The following is a 21929-nucleotide window of genomic DNA, read 5'->3' as shown; positions in this document are numbered from 1 at the left end:
CGGGGAACGGCCCGTTTCTGTCACCATCTACACACTCTGAGTGACCGATCTCGGGTTCACCCCCCGAAAACTTCATGAAGGGAACCGGACATGGGTCCCCATCCTGCGGTCGCGGCGATACGCCTGGCGGTCCGCCGCGTCCTCCACGACATCCTCACCGACAACAGCTCCTACAGCCGTACCACCGGCGAACGCGCCGGTGGGCGCATCGTCGCGCGCCTCACGCGCCCCGTCGGAGACATCCCGGAACAGTCACCGAACGAGCGGCCCCCCTCCCCGCTCGTCCTCGTGGCATGCTCCGGCGGCGCCGACTCGATGGCGCTCGCCTCCGCCCTCGCCTTCGAGGCCCCCAAACTCGGCGTCCGCGCCGGCGGCATCACCGTCGACCACGGCCTGCAGCCCGGCTCCGACCTGCGGGCCGAAGAAGTCGTCCTGAGACTGCGCGAACTCGGCCTGGACCCGGCCGAGTCGATCACCGTGACCGTCGGCCGTGACGGCGGCCCCGAGGCCGCCGCCCGGGACGCCCGCTACGCCGCCCTGGACGCCGCCGCCGAGCGGCACGGCGCCACCGCGGTCCTGCTCGGTCACACCAGGGACGACCAGGCCGAAACCGTCCTGCTCGGTCTGGCCCGCGGCTCGGGCATCCGCTCCCTGTCCGGAATGGCCGCGGTCTCGGGGGCCGGCGGCCGTTACCGTCGCCCGTTCCTCCAGCTGGACCGGCAGACCGCCCGCAAGGCCTGCATGGCCCAGTCCCTGCCGGTCTGGGACGACCCGCACAACGCGGACCCGGCCTACACCCGGTCCCGGCTCCGTCACGAGGGACTGCCCGCCCTGGAGAAAGCCCTGGGCAAGGGCGTCGTCGAGGCCCTCGCCCGCACCGCCCAGCTCTCCCGCGACGACGCCGACGCCCTCGACACCTGGGCCAGCCAGGCCGAGGCCTCGGTACGGGACGCCGCGGGTCAGCTGGAGTGCGCCAAGCTCTACGCCCTGCCACCCGCCGTCCGCCGCCGGATCCTGCGCCGGGCGGCCATCGAGGCGGGCGCACCGGCCGGTTCGCTCTTCGCCCGGCACATCGAGGAAGTCGACCGGCTGATCACCGGCTGGCGCGGTCAGGGAGTCATCAATCTCCCCGGCAAAGTCGTCGCCCAGCGTCAGGGTGGCAGACTGGTGATCCGGCAAGGCTGAATCCGCACCCCCCGGGGTCCGGGCTCCGCCGGTGGGACGACCGAAAGTGATGCGGGTGGACGCGAAAGACATGGGTGCCGACCTTCAGCGGGTACTCATCACCAAGGAAGAGATCGACGCGAAGCTGGTCGAGCTGGCCGCGAAGATCGACGCGGAGTACGCGGGCAAGGACCTGCTCATCGTCGGCGTCCTCAAGGGCGCCGTGATGGTCATGGCAGACCTCGCCCGGGCCCTGTCCACCCCTGTCACCATGGACTGGATGGCCGTGTCCTCCTACGGCGCGGGCACCCAGTCCTCAGGCGTGGTGCGGATCCTCAAGGACCTCGACACCGACATCAAGGGCAAGCACGTCCTGATCGTCGAGGACATCATCGACTCCGGACTGACCCTGTCCTGGCTGATCAACAACCTCGGCTCCCGCGAGCCCGAGACCCTGAAGATCTGCACCCTGCTGCGCAAGCCGGACGCGGCCAAGGTCGCCATCGACGTCGAGTGGGTCGGGTTCGACATCCCCAACGAGTTCGTCGTCGGCTACGGCCTCGACTACGCCGAGAAGTACCGCAATCTCCCGTTCGTCGGTACGCTCGCGCCCCACGTCTACGGCGGCTGAACCCCCGGCTGATACGCCGGAGGGTCCACTTACGTAAGACGAACGGGAACCCCAGCGGGTTTCGCGCCGTTGGAGCATGCAGAGACGGGTTTGCCAGCCGTCCGAGCCGCTCCGTGCGGCTTCGGGTAGTCATGCTGGGGTACCGTCAGAAGAACTGTCTTATCAAACTCACTATGGCAGGAGGGACGGGGCGACACCGCTCCGTATGGATGGACGTGAAGCGATACTTCCGTGGGCCGGTCATGTGGATCGTGCTGGCCGTCCTTGCCGTGGTCGTGTTGATGCAGGTCGTCGGCTCGTCCGGCGGCTACAAGACGGTGGACACCGGCCAGGTCGTGGCGGCGATCAACGACAACAAGGTGGAATCGGCGAAGCTGACCACCGGTGACGAGCAGACCATCAAGGTCACGCTCAAGGACGGTCAGAAGGTCGACGGCAGCTCGAAGATTCAGGCGAGCTACATCGGCGACCAGGGCGTGACCATCGCCAACACGCTGCAGACCAAGTTCCAGGACAAGCAGATCCCCGACGGTTACACCGTCTCGCCGACCAAGCAGAACGCATTCGTCGGTGTCCTGCTCTCCCTGCTCCCCTTCGTCCTCATCGTGGTCGTCTTCCTGTTCCTGATGAATCAGATGCAGGGTGGCGGCTCCCGGGTCATGAACTTCGGCAAGTCCAAGGCGAAGCTCATCACCAAGGACACCCCGAAGACGACGTTCTCGGACGTCGCGGGCTGTGACGAGGCCGTCGAGGAGCTCCACGAGATCAAGGAATTCCTCCAGGAGCCGGCCAAGTTCCAGGCGGTCGGCGCCAAGATCCCCAAGGGCGTGCTCCTCTACGGCCGTCCCGGTACCGGCAAGACGCTGCTAGCGCGTGCCGTCGCCGGCGAGGCGGGGGTGCCCTTCTACTCGATCTCCGGTTCCGACTTCGTCGAGATGTTCGTCGGTGTCGGTGCCTCCCGGGTCCGCGACCTCTTCGAGCAGGCCAAGGCGAACGCCCCGGCGATCGTCTTCGTCGACGAGATCGACGCGGTCGGCCGTCATCGCGGCGCCGGCCTCGGCGGCGGTCACGACGAGCGCGAGCAGACCCTGAACCAGCTGCTCGTCGAGATGGACGGCTTCGACGTCAAGGGCGGTGTGATTCTCATCGCCGCGACGAACCGGCCCGACATCCTCGACCCGGCGCTGCTGCGCCCCGGCCGATTCGACCGTCAGATCGCGGTCGACCCGCCGGACCTGCAGGGCCGTCTGGAGATCCTCAAGGTCCACCAGAAGGGCAAGCCGGTCGCGCCCGACGTCGACCTCGCGGCGGTCGCCCGCCGCACGCCGGGCTTCACCGGCGCGGACCTGTCGAACGTGCTGAACGAGGCGGCGCTGCTCACGGCCCGCAGCGACCGCAAGCTCATCGACAACCAGATGCTCGACGAGGCGATCGACCGTGTGGTCGCGGGCCCGCAGAAGCGGACCCGGATCATGTCGGACAAGGAGAAGAAGATCACCGCGTACCACGAGGGCGGCCACGCCCTGGTCGCGGCGGCTTCCCCCAACTCCGACCCGGTCCACAAGATCACGATCTTGTCCCGTGGCCGGGCCCTCGGTTACACGATGGTCCTGCCGGACGAGGACAAGTACTCGACCACGCGCAACGAGATGCTCGACCAGCTCGCCTACATGCTGGGCGGCCGCGCGGCCGAGGAACTGGTCTTCCACGACCCGACCACCGGCGCTGCCAACGACATCGAGAAGGCCACGACCACCGCCCGGGCGATGGTCACGCAGTACGGCATGACCGAGCGTCTCGGCGCGATCAAGTTCGGCGGCGACAACACCGAGCCCTTCCTCGGCCGTGAGATGTCCCACCAGCGCGACTACTCGGAAGAGGTCGCCGCCCTGGTGGACGAGGAAGTCAAGAAGCTCATCGAGAACGCGCACAACGAGGCCTGGGAGATCCTGGTCGAGAACCGCGACGTGCTCGACAACCTGGTGCTCCAGCTCCTGGAGAAGGAGACCCTGGGCAAGGAGGAGATCGCCGAGATCTTCGCCGCGATCCACAAGCGGCCCGCGCGGCCCGCGTGGACCGGCTCCTCCCGCCGTACGCCGTCCACCCGCCCGCCGGTGCTCTCCCCGAAGGAGCTCGCACTGACCAACGGGGCGAACGGCGTGACGCCGGCGATCAGCACCGCGAAGTCCACGGCGGCGGAGTCCGCCCCGGCGGTCGAGAAGGCCCCGGAGGACCGTCCCGAGAGCTGAGTCACACCGGTCTCACCCGGCTCGGAATGGATGCCGCGCCCCCCAGGATCTAGCCTGGGGGGCGCGGCTTTTCGGTATGCCCGCATATGAGGCGCGTGACCCACAGGCGCCCCCCTAAGGAACGAGGCACCTCAGATGACCGACCCCGTGACGCTGGACGGCGAGGGCACCATCGGCGAATTCGACGAGAAACGTGCCGAGAACGCCGTACGCGAACTCCTGATCGCGGTCGGCGAGGACCCCGACCGTGAGGGGCTCCGGGAGACTCCGGCGCGGGTGGCGCGGGCGTACCGCGAGCTGCTGGCCGGCAACCACCAGCAGCCCGAAGAGGTCCTGACGACGACCTTCGATCTCGGGCACGACGAGATGGTCCTGGTCAAGGACATCGAGATCGTCAGCCTGTGCGAGCACCACATGCTGCCGTTCCACGGCGTCGCCCACGTCGGCTACATCCCGGCGGAGACCGGCAAGATCACGGGACTGTCGAAGCTGGCCCGCCTGGTCGAGGTGTTCGCACGTCGTCTCCAGGTGCAGGAGCGGCTCACCACGCAGGTCGCCGACTCCCTGATGCGCATCCTGGAGGCCCGGGGCGTGATCGTCGTCGTCGAGGCGGAGCACATGTGCATGTCGGTCCGGGGGATCCGCAAGCCGGGTGCCAAGACGACGACGTCGGCGGTCCGCGGTCAGCTCCGGGACGCCACGACGCGCGCCGAGGCGATGAGCCTGATACTGGCGCGCTGACCTGCCCGGGCGGGGCTCATGCGGCCGGCTCGGCCCCGCTGTGGTGGTTGTCGTCGTCCTCCGGGAGCTTGCACACCCGCTCCAGGAACATCGCCGCCGCTATGACACCGATGCCGGCGACCACCGAGAAGGCCGCGTAGAGGGCCTGGTCGCGGCGGGCGGGGAGGTCGAGGAGTTCCAGCAGGAAGGCGCCCGTGCCGCCGTACATGCCGGCGACCAGGGCCGCGACCAGGGCGCTGGCCTGGCCGAAGACGACCGCGCGGGCGGCCATCAGGGGGTCGACGCCCTTGGCGCCCGGGCGACGCTCGCGCTGGGCCCGGAGACGGGCGCGCAGCGAGAGCGCCGTGGCGAGCAGAACCACGGCGATCAGGGCGAGGACGATCGGGGCGGCCACCGGCACGCTGGGCAGGGTCCCCACCGCGTTCCACAGGCGGGCCCCCGCCCAGGACAGCACCCCGGCCACGACGAACACGCCGGCCAGCACCCTGATCCGCAGCTCTTTCACTGTGTTCCTTCAGCTCCCCCGCAGCGATGTGGTCGTGTCGACCTTAACGACTACTCGGGCAGTCGGAGTTCCAGGTCCGCACGTGCTTCCACACCGTGCCGCGTGACGGCCGTCAGCAACTCGGCGACCGTGCCGCGGCCGGGCACCCGGGCTTCGGGGTCGACGTCGTACCAGGGCGCCAGCACGAAGGCACGCTCGTGGGCGCGCGGGTGCGGCAGGGTGAGCTGCGGATCGTCGGAGACGACGTCCGCGTAGGCGACGATGTCGACGTCCAGGGTGCGCGGCCCCCAGTGCTCGTCCCGCACCCGGTTGAACGCCTCCTCCACCGCGTGCGCCCGCTCCAGCAGCGAGGACGGCGGGAGGGTGGTCTTCAGCACCACGATCGCGTTGTAGTACGTCGGCTGGCTGCCGGGGTCGACGCCCCACGGCTCCGTCTCGTACACCGGCGACACGGCCTTGATGCGGACGCCCGGGGTGTCCTCCAGGGCGTCGATCGCGCCCTGCAGGGTCTCCAGGCGGTTGCCGAGATTGGAGCCGAGGGCGACCACGGCGCGTTTGGGGTTGGAGAGGGTGGTGTCGGCGGCGTCGACCTGCTCGACGACGGAGGCGGGCACCGGCTGGACGGTCGGGTCGCTGGGACCCCGCAGGGAGGATGCGGTCATACTCGGCTCCGGGTGATGGTGACGGTGACGTCGTCGAAGGGGACGGCGATGGGCGCGTCCGGCTTGTGGACCTGGACCTCGACCTCTCTTACCCCCTCGTGCTTGAGGCAGACCTGGGCGATCCGCTCGGCGAGCGTCTCGATCAGGTTCACCGGCTCCCCCTCGACCACGGCGACGACCTCTTCGGCCACCACGCCGTAGTGCACGGTCTTCGTCAGGTCGTCGTCGGCCGCCGCCGGCCGGGTGTCCAGGCCAAGGACGAGGTCCACGAGGAAGGTCTGGCCCTCCTCGCGCTCCTTGGGGAAGACACCGTGGTGCCCGCGGGCCTTCAGGCCGCGCAGCGCGACACGATCCACGCGAATCACTCCTGCAATCGTCGGTAACGGCGAGGCCGCATCGCGTGCGGGCGATCGACCGGCCTCAGACGAATCTACCTGCGGGCACTGACAGAGCCGGGTCACGGGGCGGGGGCCCGCGCCGGGGGTGCCAGGGTTCATCGCGTGTTTTCCCTGGAGAACCCGGCGGCTCACGGGCCGGTAGCCGCACCTACTGGCGAGTTCGTGATTCCAGACACTCCTTGGGCCACGCGGACCGCACGGGCCTCGCCGAACGGCGGTGGACCGGCTGGACGGCTCAGGGGGGCGGGTCCCGGCGGGTATCGGCGGGGCGGGCCTCAGGAGGGCGTGTCGTCGTCCTCGTCCTCGTCGGTCTCCGACAGCACCGGGGAGGCGTGGTGGGACCAGAGCTTCCAGCCGTCCGGGGTACGCCGGAACACGTTCGTGGCGACGACCAGCTGCCCCACCAGCGGGCCGAGCTCCTGCCCGCCCGTGGGGGCCGGGCCGCCGCTGAGGATGTTCTCCGTGCAGGTCACCAGGGCGGTGTCGCCGGTGACGGAGACGTGCACGTCGGTCAGGAAGAACTGGATGTAGTCGGTGTTCGCCATGATCAGCGCGTACGACCGCAGGACCTCGCCGCGGCCGGTCAGCACCGGCCAGCCCGGGTGCACGCAGGAGACCACGCCGGTGTCCGCCGGATCGTGGTACTCCTCGTCGACGCCCAGGTCGGCGGGGGTGAGCCAGAGGCCGGACACCGCCTCGAAATCGGCCCGCTCCACTGCCTCGTAGAAGGCGGTGTTGGCGGCCTCGACCTGCTCGACGTCGGTGTGGGGGGCGCTCACCGGGCTCCCTCTGCTCGGTGGGGAACGTTCTGCGGGGCGTGCGAGGCGGGTGAGGCCTGGGGAGGTTGCGAGGCCTGGGAGGCCGAGGGCGCCTGCAGGGCTTGCGAGGCGTGCGCGCCCGGCGTGTCCGTTCCCGTGCGCGCCCCCTCTATCGCGCGCGCGACCCGTACTGCGTCCGCCGTGGCGCGCACCTCGTGCACGCGTACCGCCCACGCGCCGGCGTGCGCCGCGAGCGCGGAGACGGCGGCCGTCGCCGCGTCGCGCTCCCGGGCCGGCGGGGGTGCCCCCTCGGGTCCGGCCAGGACCCGGCCGAGGAACCGCTTGCGGGAGGCTGCGACGAGCACCGGGTGCCCCAGGGCGTGCAGCCGGTCGAGGTGGGCGAGCAGGGTCAGGTCGTGCTCGGAGTCCTTGGAGAAGCCGAGGCCGGGGTCGACGACGATGCGGTCGGGGGAGATACCGCCGGCCAGGACGGCGTCCACGCGCGCGTGCAGTTCGTCGAGGACCTCGGCGACGACGTCGTCGTACACACCCCTGACGTTGCCGCCGTCCAGGAAGCCGCGCCAGTGCATGACGACGAAGGGGGCGCCCGACTCGGCGACGACGGGGATCATGTCGGGGTCGGCGAGGCCGCCGCTGACGTCGTTGACGAGGGCCGCGCCGGCCGCGAGGGCCTGCTGGGCGACGGAGGCGCGCATGGTGTCGACGGAAACGACGACGCCTTCGGCGGCGAGGCCGCGGACCACGGGGATGACCCGGCGCAGTTCCTCGTCCTCGTCGACGCGGGTGGCGCCGGGGCGGGTGGACTCACCGCCGACGTCGACGAGGTCGGCGCCCGCGGTGACGAGGTCGAGGCCGTGCTTGACGGCGATCGTCGTGTCGAACCAGCGGCCGCCGTCGGAGAAGGAGTCGGGGGTGACGTTCACGACCCCCATGACCGCGCACCGGTCCCATGCCGGAAGCCCTGTCACCTGGCCACGTCCGCTGTGGTTGTTCATACGTTCAGCGTAGGCCCAGGAAACGGCGGGGCCGCCCGATGGCCTGCGGGCAGGCCCGAGCGGAGCCCCGGGCTGGAGGGGAGGGGCGCCCGCTCGGGCCGGTCGTGGGGTCAGGCCGCTCGTATGCCCTGTTCGGCGACGGCGTGGGGGCAGGGGCGGGCGGCCGGGGCGTTGCGGCGCAGGAAGCGCGGCAGCGGAAGGGCGAGGTTGACGAAGCCCTCGGCCTGCATGGCGGCGAGGCCGATCCGCGGCAGGTCGCCGGAGGCCCGGTAGACCACGAAGCGCGGCTCCCAGCGCGGCTGGAACTTCGCGTTGAACTTGTACAGCGACTCGATCTGGAACCAGCGCGACAGGAAGACCAGCAGCCCGCGCCAGGCGCGCAGCACCGGGCCCGCGCCGATCTTCTCGCCCCGCGCGAGCGCCGAGCGGAACATCGCGAAGTTGAGCGAGATCCGGGCGATGCCGAGCTTCGGGGCCGCCTGGAGGGCGGCCACGATGAGCAGTTCGTTCATCCCGGGGTCGGCCGCCCGGTCGCGCCGCATCAGGTCCAGGGAGACACCGTCGGTGCCCCAGGGCACGAAGTGCAGGATCGCCTTGAGGTCGCCGTAGGGACCGGGTGTCTCGTCGGTCTTGTGGGCGGTGGCGATCAGGCAGTCGCCGTCGGCGGCGTCGCCGATGCGACCCAGGGCCATCGAGAAGCCGCGCTCGGTGTCGGTGCCGCGCCAGTCCTCCGCCGCCCGGCGGATGCGGTCCAACTCGGCCTCGCCGAGGTCACGGATGCGCCGCACCCGGGTTTCGTAGCCGGCCCGCTCGATGCGCTTGACCATCTGGCGCACGTTGCGCATCGCGCGTCCGGCGAGCGAGAAATCCGCTACGTCCACCACCGCCTCGTCGCCCAGTTCGAGGGCGTCCAGGCCGGTCTCCCGGGTCCACACCTCGCCGCCCGTCTCCGAGCAGCCCATCACGGCGGGGGTCCAGGAGTGGGCCTTGGCCTCGTCCATGAAGCGTTCGATGGCGCCGGGCCAGGCCTCGACGTCGCCGATCGGGTCGCCGCTGGCGAGCATCACGCCGGAGACGACGCGGTACGTCACCGCCGCCTTGCCGCTGGGCGAGAAGACGACCGCCTTGTCGCGGCGGAGCGCGAAGTGGCCGAGGGAGTCACGCGCGCCGTGTTTCTCCAGGAGGGCGCGCAGGCCGGCCTCGTCCTCCTCGGTGAGGTGGGCGGCGGGGTGCTCGGGGCGGAAGGCGAGGTAGATGGTGGTGACCGCGGTGATCAGGCCGAGGGCGCCGAGCGAGAAGGCGACCGTCCAGGAGGTGGACCCCTCGTAGTCGACGGGGCCCTCGAAGCCGAACAGGCCGTACAGGACGTGGGTGATGCGGTCGGCCAGGCTCGGGTCGCCGATCGTGCGCTTCGGGTGAGCGCTGACGACGACCAGCCCGAGCGCCAGCGAACCGGCGCTCATGAGCACGAAGTTCGCGAGCGCCCGCCACCGGCTGCGCGGGTCGGGCAGCGCCTTGAACTCGCTCCGGTGGAGCACCAGGGGCACGAACAGTGCCAGTGAGATCAGGGCTCCGATGACCGAGTGCCGGTACACGAACTGCGACATGGCGCCGGCCGGCAGGAGCACGACCGCGGCCCGCCACGCCCGGCGCTTGCGCCGCTTGAGCCCGTGCGCGAGCAGCAGCAACAGCACGCCGACGCTGAGCGAGAGCGCGGCGGCGAACGGCCCCAGCGACCCGGGCAACACCTCGGCCATGGCGTGCATACGGCTGTGCCGGAAGCGCGGGAACACACCCGCTGCGATGTCCAGGACACCTACGACCGCGCACGCCCTGCCGACCAGAGCGGGGACCGCCTCAGGGCGCGGACCACGGACTATGCGCCGCGCCCGGCTTGATCGGCTCGGAACCCGGCCCGACATTTCCCCATCTATCCTGACAGACATCGCATCCCGTAGTTCTGCGAGAGACCTTGAATCCGGGCCCGATTCGGGCATCCGGCGACATTGCGCCCTCTAGGACGGTGTCTTGGGGGGAGAGGTTCACTCCCCATCGGAAAGCCGGGTCAAAGGCCAAGGAAAGTCCGGGGCAAGCCTCGCTGAAAGCGGCGGTCGTCACGGGGGAAAGCGCAGGCAGGAAGCACCTCATGGGACTTACGAGCGATAAAACGCTGGCATTGGCGATCCTGTTCGCCGCACTGCTGTTCGTCGGCACGGTGTGGCTGTGGCCCCGGCTGGCCCGGCGGAACTGGCGGGCCGTCAGTGGCCGCGTCGGCCTTCTGCTGGCCACTCAGACGGTGCTCTTCGCATGCCTCGGGATAGCGGCCAACCAGGCTTTCGGTTTCTATGCCAGCTGGGCCGACCTGTTCGGCAGGGAGACGGACCAGGGTGTCGTCGTCGACCACGTGGCGGGCGGCGCCGGCGGCGGCCCGCTCCAGGTGGTCGCCACCTCCCGCGTGCAAGGCGCCGGCGGTTCGCAGCCGCAGTCGGCCGGTCAGATCCAGCAGGTCGACATCGTCGGCCGTACGACCCACATCGCCACGCCCGCCTACGTGTACCTGCCGCCGGAGTACTTCCAGCCGCAGTACCGCACCCGTACGTTCCCGGCGGCGGTCGTCCTCACCGGCTACCCGGGCACCGCGCGGGCGCTCGTCGACAAGCTGCACTACCCGCGTACGGCACAGCAACTGGCCAAGGACGGGCGGATGCAGCCGATGATCCTGGTGATGCTGCGGCCCACGGTCGCACCGCCCCGGGACACCGAGTGCGTGGACGTCCCGGGGGGCCCGCGGACCGAGAGCTTCTTCGCCAAGGACCTGCCCGACGCCGTGACCGCGCACTACCGGGTCGGCAGGAAGCCCGGAAGCTGGGGGATCGTCGGCGACTCGACCGGCGGCTACTGCGCGCTCAAGCTCGCGATGCACCACCCCGGCGTGTACGCGGCCGGCGCGGGCCTGTCCGCCTACTACAAGGCGCCCGTCGACCCCACGACCGGTGATCTCTTCCAGGGCGACGGAGAACTCCGCGACCACGCGAACCTGTGGTGGCTCCTCGGGCACGCACCCGCTCCTGACACGTCCCTGCTGGTCACCAGCAGCAGAATCGGAGAGACCAATTACAAGGACACGCTGAAATTCATCGCGCGCGTGCAGGCCACGAACCTGACCCGGATCTCGTCGATCATCCTCGACAGCGGCGGCCACAACTTCAACACCTGGCGCCGCGAGATCCCCGCGACGCTCCAGTGGATCAGCAGCCGACTGAGCGACCGCTGAGCGCGGCCCCTGGCAATGCCGTGCGAAGACTTTGTCGTCGCCGTGTTTTTACGGCCCGGGGCACCATGATTCGCCTACGCGCGGTAAGTTTCTGGCCATGCCACGTGGACGTCACCGTCATTCCCCGCCTTTGCACAGGCTGTTGCCTCCTTCGGCGATCGCCGGTGTCTCCCTCGTCTGCGCTCTGGGCCCCTGGTTGTTCTCCCAACCGACGGTGCTGCGCATGCTCGCCGCGATAGCCGCGGCGACCGCGGCCGTCGGTGCCGCGGTCATGCGCCGCTGGGACAGCGAGGCGGGCAAGCAGGTGGCCGACCTGTCACGCGCGCGTGCGAGTGACGAGTGGCGCCACGAGGAGCGGATCGCCGAGCTGGAGACCGACCTCGAGGAGTCGCGGGAGCTGCGCGCCAAGCTTGAGCAGCGGCTGCGCGCGAAGCGGTCGGAGCTCGCGGGACTGCGCAACGAGCACGCGTCCCTGCTGCGCCGCTACGCCACGGCCGAGACCGAGCGCGCGAGCGCCCTGGAGGGCCGCCGCCTGCTGGAGATCGAGGCCACCGCGCCGTCGAACGCGCTGCCGCCCGCCCGGACCGCCGAAGAGGCGGAAGAGCCCGCGGCGGCCGTCGAGGAGCTGGAGGTCGAGGAGACGACCCCGGCGGTCTTCTCGCCGGAGGGTTCCAAGCTGTTCCTGCGGGCCAAGGTGGCATTGGCCCGCTTCGACGAGGGCGACGCACCGGCGGTCGAGGCCGACGCCGACGCCGAGGGCGCGACGGAGACGGCCGCCGCACCCGAGGCGCCGAAGGGCGAGTCCGCACCGGAGGACGAGGAACAGGGGCAGCCCGAGGCGGTCGACGGGCACACGCGCGCGGCCGCCGTCACCACTGCCGAGCCGGCGGACACCACCCCGGCGCCGACGGAGGAGGACGCCCGCACCACGCCGGCACCGTCCGCCAACTCCGTGAAGCCGTCCGGGCACTTCACCGTGCCGACCGCGGTGGCCGTGCTGCCGGCCGCGCCCATCCCGCGTCCGCTGGTCACCGGCGGGTTCGACTTCTTCGGCACCCAGAAGGGCTCGGCCCCAGGCGGGCTGGACGCCATGCACAACGAGGACCTCGCGGACGTCGTCGGCCAGGAGGCGCTCGCGCTCCACAAGGCCGAGTCCGAGGCCGAGTTCAAGCCCGCCGACCCGGAGACCCGGGGCGTCGGCCAGGTCATCGACCTGACCGCGCACGACGAGACCGAGCAGATCAACCTCGGGGGCCTGCGCAGCGCCGCCTCCTGACCGCCGCGACACCGCCGCGGAAGCCGCGCCGATACCGAGCCCGATCCTGAGCCGGGGCACCCGCCGGGTGCCCCGGCTCAGGCGTTTTCCGGGCCGTCCGCGGGCCTCCCCGCCACCTCGGGCACCCTGCTCAGGCCATCCAGCGGTCCGGGCGCGCCGACCGGCGGCCCGTCCGGGACCGCTCGGCCTGCTCCCGCAGCAGCGACGCGGCCGCCTCCGCGTCCCGCAGGCGGGCCGTCACGGTCTTGTCGGCCCCCGTGTCCACATGGACGTCGGCGAGCCGCCACAGCCGCTCCCAGGGCCCCTGCGTCAGCCGTACGCTCTGGACCTTGGCGTGCGGGACCAGCGCCAGGCGCCGGCGCAGCAGCCCGTGCCGCGCGGCGAACACCGTCTCCGTGACCGCGAGCCCGTACCCGCGCCACCACAACGGCACGCACCAGCGGGCCCGCCGGGGCGGCCGGGGCAGCTCACCGGGCACCGTCACTCCGGGCAGCACGCGCGCGACGACCGACTCGGCGACCGCGCGCGGCGCGACCGGCACCAGCACCGAGTTCGCCGACCCGGCCACGTCCAGTTCCACCCGCACCCAGCGCAGCGGCCGCCACAGCAGTGGCTCCACGATCCGCACGGTCTGCACCCGCCCCGGCGGCACCGTCTCGTGCGTGCGGTCGAGCAGCCCGTGGTCGATGCGCAGCCCGTCCGGGGACTCCCCGACCGTCCAGTCGTACTCCCCGACGAACCTCCCCACACTGGTCGTGGCCGCCGCGCCGAGCAGCGGCAGGGCGGTGGCGAGGACCGTCCACACGCTGTGGGTGGCCAGCCACAGCAGCGGTGGTACGACGAGGGCGGCGGCCAGGGAGCCCCAGGTGGCGCCCGTCAGCACGAGGGAGAGCGCGAGCTTGCCCGGGGGCACGCGCATCAGCTCGTGCGCCGGCGCCTCGCCGACTTCGCGCGCCGTCTCGGGCGCGAATCCGGCGGCGCGCGCCAGCAGCTCCGCGCGGAGTGCGCGCGCCTCGCCCTGCCCCAGGAAGGCCAGCTCGTCCTTCTTGTCGGTGCCCACGACGTCGATGCGCAACTTGGCGACGCCCGCCACCCGAGCGAGCAGCGGCTGGGTCACGTCGACGGCCTGGATCCGCTCCAGCCGGATGTGCGCGGTGCGCCGGAAGAACAGCCCGGTGCGTATCCGCAGTTCGCTGTCGGTAACCGCGAAGTAGGTGAACCACCAGCTCAGGAAGCCGTATAGCGCGCCCGCCGTGACCAGGACGGCGAGTCCGGCCAGGAGCATGGTCGTGGTCAGCTTCGTCAGCTGTTCCTGGGCCTGGTTCGGGTCGTGCACCGCCCAGCCGGTGAGCACCGCGACCGGCGCCCACGCCCGCCGGAACGGGGTCACGGGGTGCAGCCGCCGCTCGCCCACGGTCTTGCCGGGGCGTATGGCGCCGTCGACGCCGGGCGCGGTCACAGGCCCGCCGATCGGGCTTCGCCGAGCTCGGTGAGCCGGTCGCGCAGCCGTTCCGCCTCGGCCGGGTCGAGGCCGGGGATGGCCGCGTCGGTGGCCGCGGCGGCGGTGTGCAGCTGCACGCTCGCCAGGCCGAAGTAACGCTCGACGGGTCCCGAGGTCACCTCCACCAGCTGCATGCGCCCGTACGGCACCACGGTCTCCTCGCGCCACAGCACACCGCGGCTGATCAGCAGGTCGTCGGCGCGCTCGGCGTACCGCCAGGAACGCCAGTTGCGGCCGATCAGCACCCAGCCCCAGGCCATCACGGCCAGCGGCAGCAGCGCGAAGGCCGCCCACACCGGACCCGCGAGCAGACCCGGCAGCAGGCCCACGGCGAGGGCGAGCAGCCCCAGCCACACCACCAGCAGCAGTCGGCGCATCCGCAGCAGGCCGGGCGGCAGCCCCGTCCACACCGGCTCGGTCTCTGTCGCCCCGGCGCCGGCCGGGCTCCCCGTCTCCATGAGGTCAGCGTACGTACGAGAGACTGGGTTCATGACTCCTACGACGGAGACCACGGTCGGCATCGGCGGCGCCGCGGAGAGTACCGACATGGTGCTCAACATCGGCCCCCAGCACCCTTCCACGCACGGCGTGCTGCGGCTGAAGCTCGTACTGGACGGCGAGCGGATCCTCTCCGCCGAGCCGGTGATCGGCTATATGCACCGCGGCGCGGAGAAGCTCTTCGAGGCGCGCGACTACCGGCAGATCATCATGCTCGCCAACCGCCACGACTGGCTGTCCGCCTTCTCGAACGAGCTGGGCGTGGTCCTCGCCGTCGAGCGCATGCTCGGCATGGAGGTGCCCGTCCGCGCGGTGTGGACGCGCACCCTGCTCGCCGAGCTGAACCGGGTGCTCAACCATCTGATGTTCCTCGGCTCCTACCCGCTGGAGCTGGGCGGGATCACCCCGGTCTTCCACGCGTTCCGCGAGCGCGAGGAGCTCCAGAACGTCATGGAGGAGGTCTCCGGTGGGCGCATGCACTACATGTTCAACCGTGTCGGCGGCCTCAAGGAGGACCTCCCGGCCGACTGGACCGTACGCGCGCGTGCCGCCGTTTCCGCCGTGCGCTCGCGTATGGACGTCTTCGACGGCCTGGTCCTCGGCAACGAGATCTTCCGCGGGCGCACCCGGGGTGTGGGCGTCCTCGCGCCGGAGGCCGTGCACGCCTACGGCGTGAGCGGGCCCATCGCGCGTGCCTCGGGAGTCGACTTCGACCTGCGCCGCGACGAGCCCTACCTGGCCTACGGAGAGCTCCAGGACACCCTCCGGGTGGTCACCCGGACCGAGGGCGACTGCCTGGCCCGCTTCGAGTGCCTCCTGGAGCAGACCCACAACGCCCTGGACCTGGCCGACGCCTGCCTGGACCGGGTCCGCGAGCTGCCGCCGGGGCCTATCAACCAGCGGCTCCCCAAGGTTCTCAAGGCACCCGAGGGCCACACCTACGCCTGGACCGAGAACCCCCTCGGCATCAACGGCTACTACCTCGTCAGCAAGGGCGAGAAGACCCCGTACCGGCTGAAGCTGCGCTCGGCGTCGTTCAACAACATCCAGGCGCTGATGGAGCTGCTGCCGGGGACGCTGGTGGCGGACATGGTCGCGATTCTGGGGTCGATGTTCTTCGTGGTGGGGGACATCGACAAGTAGGGCGCGGGCGCAAGGGGCGTGCGGCATGGGGTTGTGCGCGCCGGGCGGGAGCGTGCGGCGTGCAAGGCGTGCGGCATGGGGGCCTGCGCGGCGCGCCGGACGCGCGTCAGAGCAGCGGGTTCTCGATGCCGACCGGCTGCAGCAGCCAGCCGAAGTCGCCGAGGCCGCCGGAGGCGGTGAGCTCGGCGGCCTCGCCGGCGCTCGCGAGGGCGCGTACGTAGGCGGTGGGGTGGGTGGAGGCGAGCGTGAGCGGGGGGCGTGCGCCGAGGAGGCCCAGAGCGCGCAGGGCGTCGCGTTGTGTGCGGAAGAGCGCTTCGGGGAGGGCGTACGCCGGGTCGAGCGCCGTGCACGCGTCCAGCGCGACGTGCGCCGTGATGTCGCACGACCCGTCCGGGACGGGCGCCGTCGCGCGCCCCTCGCGGAAGCCGGTGAGCGTGCCGAACGGGGGGCGCGTGTCCACGGTGTGCGCGTAGTCCACGGCCACCGCGAGCCCCTCCCGCACGCAGGTGACGGCGTCCGCCCACGCCCGGTCCCGGGGCAGCCCGATCTCCGCGCGCAGCCCCGGCTCGGCGCCCAGCGGCCACCATCGCGCGAGCCACTCCGCGTCCGCGCCCGAGACCCGCTCTCCTAGCAGCTCGGTGCCGTCCCGCCGGACGTGCACCAGCCGGGGCACACCGGCCGAGTCCACCTCGGCGACGTCGACCGGGACGTTGTCGAGCCATTCGTTGGCGAAGAGCAGGCCGGTGATCGTGCGCGGCAGTTCGGTCAGCCAGGTGATGCGGTCGGGCAGGCCGGGCGGCCGGTCGGCGACCTCGACGGCACAGGCACGCGTGCGTGCCGCCACGTCGGCGGGCAGCGCGGCGAGCACGCCGGTGACCAGCTCGCCCCGGCCGGCGCCCATGTCGACGAAGTCCAGCGTCCCGGGGCGCCCCAGGGCCTCGTCGACCCGGCACAGCAACTCGGCCACGGCCTCGGCGAACAGCCGAGACGCGTGGACCGACGTACGGAAGTGGCCGGCCGGTCCCTCCGGGCGGCGGTAGAAGCCGCCAGGGCCGTACAGGGCCGCCTCGGTGGCCGCACGCCAGCCCCGGACGTCGTCTGCCGTCTCTCGCGTCGCCTCATCCGTCACCGGGCCAGACTAGGCGCACAGGTGATCACCTTCTCCACCTTGCGGAGTACGTGTGCGGAACAGGGATCGGCCCTCCGGTTGACCCCTGCACCTATCACGCTTCCCTACTCTGGGTTACGTGCAGCGCCTCTATGACTTCCTCCGCAGGAACCCGACATGGGTCGACAGCTTCTGGGCCGTCGTCCTGTTCGGGGTTTCCTGCGTGAGCGTCGTGAATCTCAGCGGGGCGCGAGACCACCACGGTTCGACCGCCGCCATGCTGGCCGTTTCCGTCGTCATGGGGGTGGTGGTCGCACTGCGCCGCCGGTTCCCGGAGCCGATGCTGCTGCTGGCCGCGGCGACCGGCCTGGCCCAGCTGATCCTGGACGTCGAGACGACGGTCGCCAACTTCGCCATGCTGGTGATCGTCTGCACGGTCGCCGCGGTCGGCGAGCGCTGGGCGTCCCGGTTCGCCCTCTACGTGGGACTGTGCGCGGCGCCGCTGGCGCAGATCCGGTGGCCGCAGGACAGGACCAGTCTCATCGGGCACCTGGCCATCGTGGTGTTCCAGACGGTGCCGTTCGTGCTCGCCTGGGTGCTCGGCGACTCCATGCGCACCCGCCGCGCCTACTTCGCACAGCTGGAGGAGCGCGCCGCCCGGCTCGAGAAGGAGCGGGAGGCGCAGGCCAAGGTCGCGGTCGCGGCCGAGCGGGCCCGGATCGCGCGCGAACTGCACGACGTGGTCGCGCACAACGTGTCGGTGATGGTGGTCCAGGCCGACGGCGCCGCCTATGTCCTCGACGCCGCCCCCGACCAGGCCAAGAAGGCCCTGGAGACGATCTCCTCCACCGGGCGCCAGGCCCTCGCCGAGATGCGCCGCCTGCTGGGCGTGCTGCGCACGGGCGAGCACAAGGAGGTCGGCGAGTACGTTCCGCAGCCCGACGTCGAGCAGATCGACGAGCTCATCGAGCAGTGCCGCAGCTCCGGTCTGCCCGTCGACTTCAAGGTCGAGGGCACCCCGCGCCCGCTGCCCAGCGGCGTCGAGCTGACGGCGTACCGGATCGTGCAGGAGGCGCTCACCAACACCCGCAAGCACGGCGGGCCCAACACGGGCGCCAGCGTGCGGCTGGTCTACTTCGACGACGGGCTCGGCCTGCTGGTCGAGGACGACGGCAAGGGCGCCCCGCACGAGATGTACGAGGAGGGCGGCGCCGACGGCCAGGGGCACGGTCTGATCGGCATGCGTGAGCGGGTCGGTATGGTCGGCGGCACGCTCGACGCGGGGCCCCGTCCCGGCGGAGGATTCCGCATCAGTGCTCTGCTGCCGCTCAAACCGGCGCACTGACACAGACGCACGCCCCCGGTTGACACCTGTCACGCCCCCCGGAGAAATCCCCGCAGTAAACCGACGAACGGAAACGGAAGAGGACCCGATGACGATCCGCGTGATGCTCGTCGACGACCAGGTGCTGCTGCGCACCGGGTTCCGGATGGTGCTCGCGGCCCAGCCGGACATGGAGGTCGTCGCGGAGGCGGGCGACGGCGTCGAGGCCCTCCAGGTGCTGAAGTCCTCCGATGTGGACGTCGTCCTGATGGACGTGCGCATGCCCAAGCTGGACGGGGTGGAGACCACCCGCCGCATCTGCTCGGAGCCCGACCCGCCCAAGGTGCTCATCCTGACCACCTTCGACCTCGACGAGTACGCCTTCTCGGGGCTGAAGGCGGGCGCCTCCGGCTTCATGCTCAAGGACGTGCCGCCGGGCGAGCTGCTGGCCGCGATCCGCTCGGTGCACAGCGGCGACGCCGTCGTCGCGCCCTCCACCACCCGGCGGCTCCTCGACCGCTTCGCACCGATGCTGCCCTCCGCCGGCAAGGAGTCCCAGCACCAGGAGCTGAACCGGCTCACCGACCGCGAGCGCGAGGTCATGGTGCTGGTCGCGCAGGGCCTGTCGAACGGCGAGATCGCGAGCCGGCTGGTGCTCTCCGAGGCCACCGTGAAGACCCATGTGGGCCGCATCCTGACCAAGCTCGGTCTGCGCGACCGGGTCCAGGTGGTCGTGCTCGCCTACGAGACCGGGCTGGTCCGCGCGGGCGGCGGCCACGGCTGACCCACTCCCGCGCGGCTGACGTACGGCCCGCGCGTGACGTACGGCCCGCGCGGCTAGCGGAGTATCCCTTCCAGGAAGTCGCTGCCGAGGCGGGCTACGACCGTGACGTCCAGCTGGTGCAGCACGTACCGGCCGCGGCGGCGCGTGGTGACCAGGCCCGCCTTCTTGAGGACGCCGAGGTGCCGGGAGACCTCGGGTGCCGACAGGCCGTGCACCTGCGCCAGTTCGCTGGTGGTGTACGCGCTGCGCGCCAGGTACCGGCACAGCCGCATCCGGACGGGATGGGACAGCGCCGCCATCCGCAGCGTGAGCGCCTCCACCGACGCGGGGGAGGCCAGCTCCGGCGAGCCGACCGGGTAGTGCAGCACCGGCTGCCAGCCGTAGCGGTGCAGGACCATCAGATGGGGCCAGCCCAGGCTCGTGGGCACCAGCAGGAGGCCGTCGGCGTCGACCACGGCATGGCCGTCGGTGAGCTTGTCCACGGTGATCCGCGCGCCCGCCTCGTCGAGCGTCACGACCGGCGAGACCGCGGCCAGCGCCTCGGCCAGTCCCTTGCGGCGCAGCAGCTCCGTCTTGTGCCGGGCGTCGGCCGCCAGCTGGTGGCGCAGCCGCGACCAGGCCTCGTCGAAGAACGCCTCGGCGCAGTCCTCCAGGAACCGGCGCAGCCACGCGCGCACACTCGGCGGATCGTCGAGCAGCCGCTGCGCGAACCGGACCTGCTGCGGACCGCGCGAGGCGGCCACCTCCAGCGCCCTGCGGCGCCCGACCGGATCCGACAGAAGGGCCGGTGCCTGCGTGTCGTAGGAGAGCACGCAGGTGAACTCCAGGGCCGCGTCCACGAACTGTTCGTCCGTCAGCTTGTCCAGCTGGCCGAGCTCCTCGGCCAGCGTGCCGCCCGGGACGGCGCCGGGAACGGCCGCGTACGGCAGGAACAGGTCGGAGAACGTCGACCGCCACAGAAAGTCCGCCTCGCACATGCGGTCGGCCAGATGCGGCTCCATGCGGGCGGTCACGCCGGTCACCCAGCCCTGGAGGCCGGGATGGTGCCCCGGCTCCGACAGCGCGTGCAGCGCCATGCCGAGCTCGGCCAGGGGCGAGGGCACCACGGCGACCCTCTCCGGCCGCAGCCCCGCGATGTCGATACGTACGCTCATGTCCCCATCGTGCACCCCGCCACCGACAACGCCTCCCCCGATTGACGGGCGCCGTCAATCGACACGACGGCGGCGCGGCGGGCGCGCGAGGCTCGGGAGCCATGAGCAGCGTTCAGCAGTACTTCCTCGACACGTACCGTGCTCAGCAGCACGGGGAGCCCGCGCCGCCCGCGCCCGGCGCGCACGATGTGCGCGTGGCGCGCGCAGCGCTCGACTACCGGCGGTTCCGTGCGGTTGTCGCGGGACGGCCGGCGCGAGGGCGAATCCGGGGCGCCGTGGTGCGGTGGGTGCGCCCGCGCGCGTCGTAGGAGGCGGGCGCCGGTCGCCCACCGGGGTGCCGGGCAGCGCTCGGCGGAGCGTGCGCGCCGGTGGGGGGGGGTGAACGCACGGTTCCCCGCGCCCCTAACGCGGCGCCGTGGGCAACCGGCGCACGAATTCCGCGACCGCCGCCCTCACCTCCTCCGCCGTCCACTCCAGGCCGGCCTCCGCCACCGTCACCTCGGTCATGGACAGGCCCGGGCCCTTCGTCTCCCAGAAGCCGGCGAAGAGGTACGTGCCGGTCTCCTCGGCCTGCCGCGCCGCCGTCTCCAGCAGGACATCGGCGTCGTACGGCAGCCAGACCTGGAACTCGTGGGTGTGCGGCTCCTCGGGGTGTACGCGCGTCCACGCGAGCCCCGCCTCGGCGAAACCCTCGCGCAGGGCAGCGGCGACCACGCGCGCGTGGCGGACGTAGTCCGGGAGGCGGGGCAGTTCACGCTCCAGGCCGATCAGGGCCGTGAGCGCCGTCGGGAACTGCTGGAAGACCATGCCGCCGTAGCGGTGGCGCCAGGTCTTCGCCTCCTCGACCAGAGGTTTCGGGCCGGCCAGTGCGGCGCCGCCGATGCCGCCGAGGGACTTGTAGAACGAGACGTAGACGCTGTCCGCGAGGTCCGCGATCTCGTGCAGGGGGCGCCCGAAGCGGACGGTGCACTCCCAAAGGCGCGCGCCGTCGAAGTGCACCACCGCGTCGCGCTCCCGCGCCGCCACCACGACCTCGGTGAGCTCCTCCCAGGTGGGCAGCACGTAGCCGGCGTCCCTGAGGGGCAGTTCCAGCATCAGCGCCCCGAAGGGCTCCTCGAAGTCGCGTATCTCCTGGGCGGTGGGGAGCCGGGGCTCGCCCGTGACGCGGACCGTGCGCAGGCCGGCGACCTCGCGGAAGGCGTTGCGTTCGTGGACCTCGGGGTGGGCGAGGGCGTGCAGGGCGACCGTGGGGTTGCCGGTCCGGGCCGCCCAGCAGCGCAGGGCCACCTGCTGGGCCATCGTGCCGGTCGGGAAGAACGCGGCGGCCTCCGTGCCCAGCAGGGTCGCGACCCGCTCCTCCAGGGCCGCGACGATCCCGTTGCCGTAGACGTCCCCCGGTTCGTCCAGGTCGTACACGTCGGGGGCCGCTTCGTGGAGCCGCGCGAGCCGTTCGCGCAGCGACGCGCGCGGGCCCACGCGCGCGAGGAGGCGATCGGCCTTCCGGTAGGCGGCCGTGCGCCGCTCTCGCATCCGCTGTTCCGCCGACCGGGGTTCGTCCGGCTGCTCGTCCTGGGGCGTCGTCGCCGTATCGCTCATGCCGTGGATGATGCCTTGGCGCCGGGACTAAGGGCCTCGCATTTTCCGTACGGGGGCCGTCGCGGGCGGTGTGACCGGTCACCCACAGCCTGTGGACAGCCAACTGGGCCCGAACCCGATAGCGTTAACATGACGAGAAATCGTCCG

Annotated in this window: 20 protein-coding genes; 9 read left to right on the top strand and 11 right to left on the bottom strand. The window is 71.7% G+C overall.

Going from position 1 to position 21929, the window contains the following annotated elements; all coding sequences use genetic code 11:
• The first annotated feature begins 90 nt into the window (after window positions 1-90).
• From tilS to folE, 4 genes are all read left to right on the top strand, one after another.
• Window positions 91-1185 carry a tRNA lysidine(34) synthetase TilS gene (tilS, locus tag ABZ642_RS36040; RefSeq protein ID WP_360492248.1) on the top strand — a complete coding sequence of 365 codons (1095 nt, stop codon included), beginning with the start codon at window positions 91-93 and terminating at the stop codon, window positions 1183-1185.
• 49 nt (window positions 1186-1234) lie between these two features.
• Complete coding sequence (gene hpt, locus ABZ642_RS36035; protein ID WP_360492421.1) at window positions 1235-1795, top strand: hypoxanthine phosphoribosyltransferase; 561 nt, start codon at window positions 1235-1237, stop codon at window positions 1793-1795.
• Between the two features lie 209 nt (window positions 1796-2004).
• Window positions 2005-4044, top strand: coding sequence for an ATP-dependent zinc metalloprotease FtsH (gene ftsH, locus ABZ642_RS36030; RefSeq protein ID WP_360492245.1), 2040 nt, complete (start codon window positions 2005-2007; stop codon window positions 4042-4044).
• 135 nt (window positions 4045-4179) lie between these two features.
• Entirely contained in the window at window positions 4180-4785 is a 606-nt protein-coding gene (gene folE, locus ABZ642_RS36025) for a GTP cyclohydrolase I FolE (RefSeq protein WP_351317708.1), read from the top strand.
• 16 nt (window positions 4786-4801) lie between these two features.
• On the opposite strand, the gene ABZ642_RS36020 is transcribed toward folE, so the two are convergent.
• The 6 genes from ABZ642_RS36020 to ABZ642_RS35995 all read right to left on the bottom strand — a co-directional run bounded on the left by ABZ642_RS36020 (window position 4802) and on the right by ABZ642_RS35995 (window position 10046).
• Window positions 4802-5290, bottom strand: a complete 489-nt coding sequence (locus tag ABZ642_RS36020) for a DUF3180 domain-containing protein (RefSeq protein ID WP_360492240.1) — start codon at window positions 5288-5290, stop codon at window positions 4802-4804.
• Between the two features lie 50 nt (window positions 5291-5340).
• The gene (gene folK, locus ABZ642_RS36015; protein WP_360492237.1) at window positions 5341-5952 is read right to left on the bottom strand and encodes a 2-amino-4-hydroxy-6-hydroxymethyldihydropteridine diphosphokinase; all 612 of its coding nucleotides are present in this window, start codon (window positions 5950-5952) and stop codon (window positions 5341-5343) included.
• The gene (gene folB, locus ABZ642_RS36010; protein WP_360492234.1) at window positions 5949-6308 is read right to left on the bottom strand and encodes a dihydroneopterin aldolase; all 360 of its coding nucleotides are present in this window, start codon (window positions 6306-6308) and stop codon (window positions 5949-5951) included. Before folB ends, folK begins: the two co-directional genes overlap by 4 nt.
• 317 nt (window positions 6309-6625) lie before the next feature.
• On the bottom strand, window positions 6626-7129 hold the full coding sequence (locus ABZ642_RS36005) for a nuclear transport factor 2 family protein (protein ID WP_360492231.1): 504 nt from the start codon (window positions 7127-7129) through the stop codon (window positions 6626-6628).
• Window positions 7126-8124 (bottom strand): dihydropteroate synthase, encoded by a 999-nt coding sequence (gene folP, locus ABZ642_RS36000; RefSeq protein WP_360492228.1) that lies wholly within the window; start codon window positions 8122-8124, stop codon window positions 7126-7128. The genes ABZ642_RS36005 and folP overlap by 4 nt, the downstream gene beginning before the upstream one ends.
• Before the next feature lie 110 nt (window positions 8125-8234).
• Window positions 8235-10046, bottom strand: coding sequence for a phosphatidylglycerol lysyltransferase domain-containing protein (locus ABZ642_RS35995; RefSeq protein WP_360492225.1), 1812 nt, complete (start codon window positions 10044-10046; stop codon window positions 8235-8237).
• 224 nt (window positions 10047-10270) lie between these two features.
• Here ABZ642_RS35995 and ABZ642_RS35990 point away from each other — a divergent pair, with 224 nt between their 5' ends.
• Together ABZ642_RS35990 and ABZ642_RS35985 are read left to right on the top strand one after the other, a co-directional pair.
• Window positions 10271-11398: an alpha/beta hydrolase-fold protein gene (locus ABZ642_RS35990; RefSeq protein WP_360492222.1), complete on the top strand. Its 1128-nt coding sequence runs from the start codon at window positions 10271-10273 to the stop codon at window positions 11396-11398.
• A gap of 97 nt (window positions 11399-11495) precedes the next feature.
• The gene (locus ABZ642_RS35985) at window positions 11496-12674 is read left to right on the top strand and encodes a hypothetical protein (protein WP_360492219.1); all 1179 of its coding nucleotides are present in this window, start codon (window positions 11496-11498) and stop codon (window positions 12672-12674) included.
• Window positions 12675-12804: 130 nt separating this feature from the next.
• Here the strand turns inward: ABZ642_RS35985 and ABZ642_RS35980 are convergent, their stop codons facing one another.
• Together ABZ642_RS35980 and ABZ642_RS35975 are read right to left on the bottom strand one after the other, a co-directional pair.
• Window positions 12805-14133 (bottom strand): PH domain-containing protein, encoded by a 1329-nt coding sequence (locus ABZ642_RS35980; RefSeq protein ID WP_360492216.1) that lies wholly within the window; start codon window positions 14131-14133, stop codon window positions 12805-12807.
• On the bottom strand, window positions 14130-14633 hold the full coding sequence (locus ABZ642_RS35975) for a PH domain-containing protein (RefSeq protein ID WP_360492213.1): 504 nt from the start codon (window positions 14631-14633) through the stop codon (window positions 14130-14132). Before ABZ642_RS35975 ends, ABZ642_RS35980 begins: the two co-directional genes overlap by 4 nt.
• A 31-nt stretch (window positions 14634-14664) precedes the next feature.
• Here ABZ642_RS35975 and ABZ642_RS35970 point away from each other — a divergent pair, with 31 nt between their 5' ends.
• Window positions 14665-15816: an NADH-quinone oxidoreductase subunit D gene (locus ABZ642_RS35970; protein WP_360492210.1), complete on the top strand. Its 1152-nt coding sequence runs from the start codon at window positions 14665-14667 to the stop codon at window positions 15814-15816.
• Window positions 15817-15922: 106 nt separating this feature from the next.
• On the opposite strand, the gene ABZ642_RS35965 is transcribed toward ABZ642_RS35970, so the two are convergent.
• A complete protein-coding gene (locus tag ABZ642_RS35965) occupies window positions 15923-16945 on the bottom strand; it encodes an SAM-dependent methyltransferase (RefSeq protein WP_360492207.1) in 1023 nt (340 codons plus the stop codon).
• A 118-nt stretch (window positions 16946-17063) separates the two neighbouring features.
• Here ABZ642_RS35965 and ABZ642_RS35960 point away from each other — a divergent pair, with 118 nt between their 5' ends.
• Both ABZ642_RS35960 and ABZ642_RS35955 read left to right on the top strand, forming a co-directional pair.
• A complete protein-coding gene (locus ABZ642_RS35960) occupies window positions 17064-18269 on the top strand; it encodes a sensor histidine kinase (RefSeq protein WP_360492204.1) in 1206 nt (401 codons plus the stop codon).
• 88 nt (window positions 18270-18357) lie between these two features.
• On the top strand, window positions 18358-19032 hold the full coding sequence (locus ABZ642_RS35955) for a response regulator transcription factor (RefSeq protein WP_351712146.1): 675 nt from the start codon (window positions 18358-18360) through the stop codon (window positions 19030-19032).
• Between the two features lie 53 nt (window positions 19033-19085).
• Here ABZ642_RS35955 and ABZ642_RS35950 read toward each other — a convergent pair whose 3' ends face one another.
• Window positions 19086-20186 carry a DUF5937 family protein gene (locus ABZ642_RS35950; protein WP_360492201.1) on the bottom strand — a complete coding sequence of 367 codons (1101 nt, stop codon included), beginning with the start codon at window positions 20184-20186 and terminating at the stop codon, window positions 19086-19088.
• 402 nt (window positions 20187-20588) lie between these two features.
• Entirely contained in the window at window positions 20589-21782 is a 1194-nt protein-coding gene (locus ABZ642_RS35945; RefSeq protein WP_360492197.1) for a beta-eliminating lyase-related protein, read from the bottom strand.
• Window positions 21783-21929: the final 147 nt, after the last annotated feature.

Origin of the sequence: Streptomyces sp. NPDC007157, assembly GCF_040634235.1 — a bacterium.
In the GTDB taxonomy this organism is placed as follows: domain Bacteria; phylum Actinomycetota; class Actinomycetes; order Streptomycetales; family Streptomycetaceae; genus Streptomyces.
This window is presented reverse-complemented; position numbering and strand designations above follow the sequence as displayed.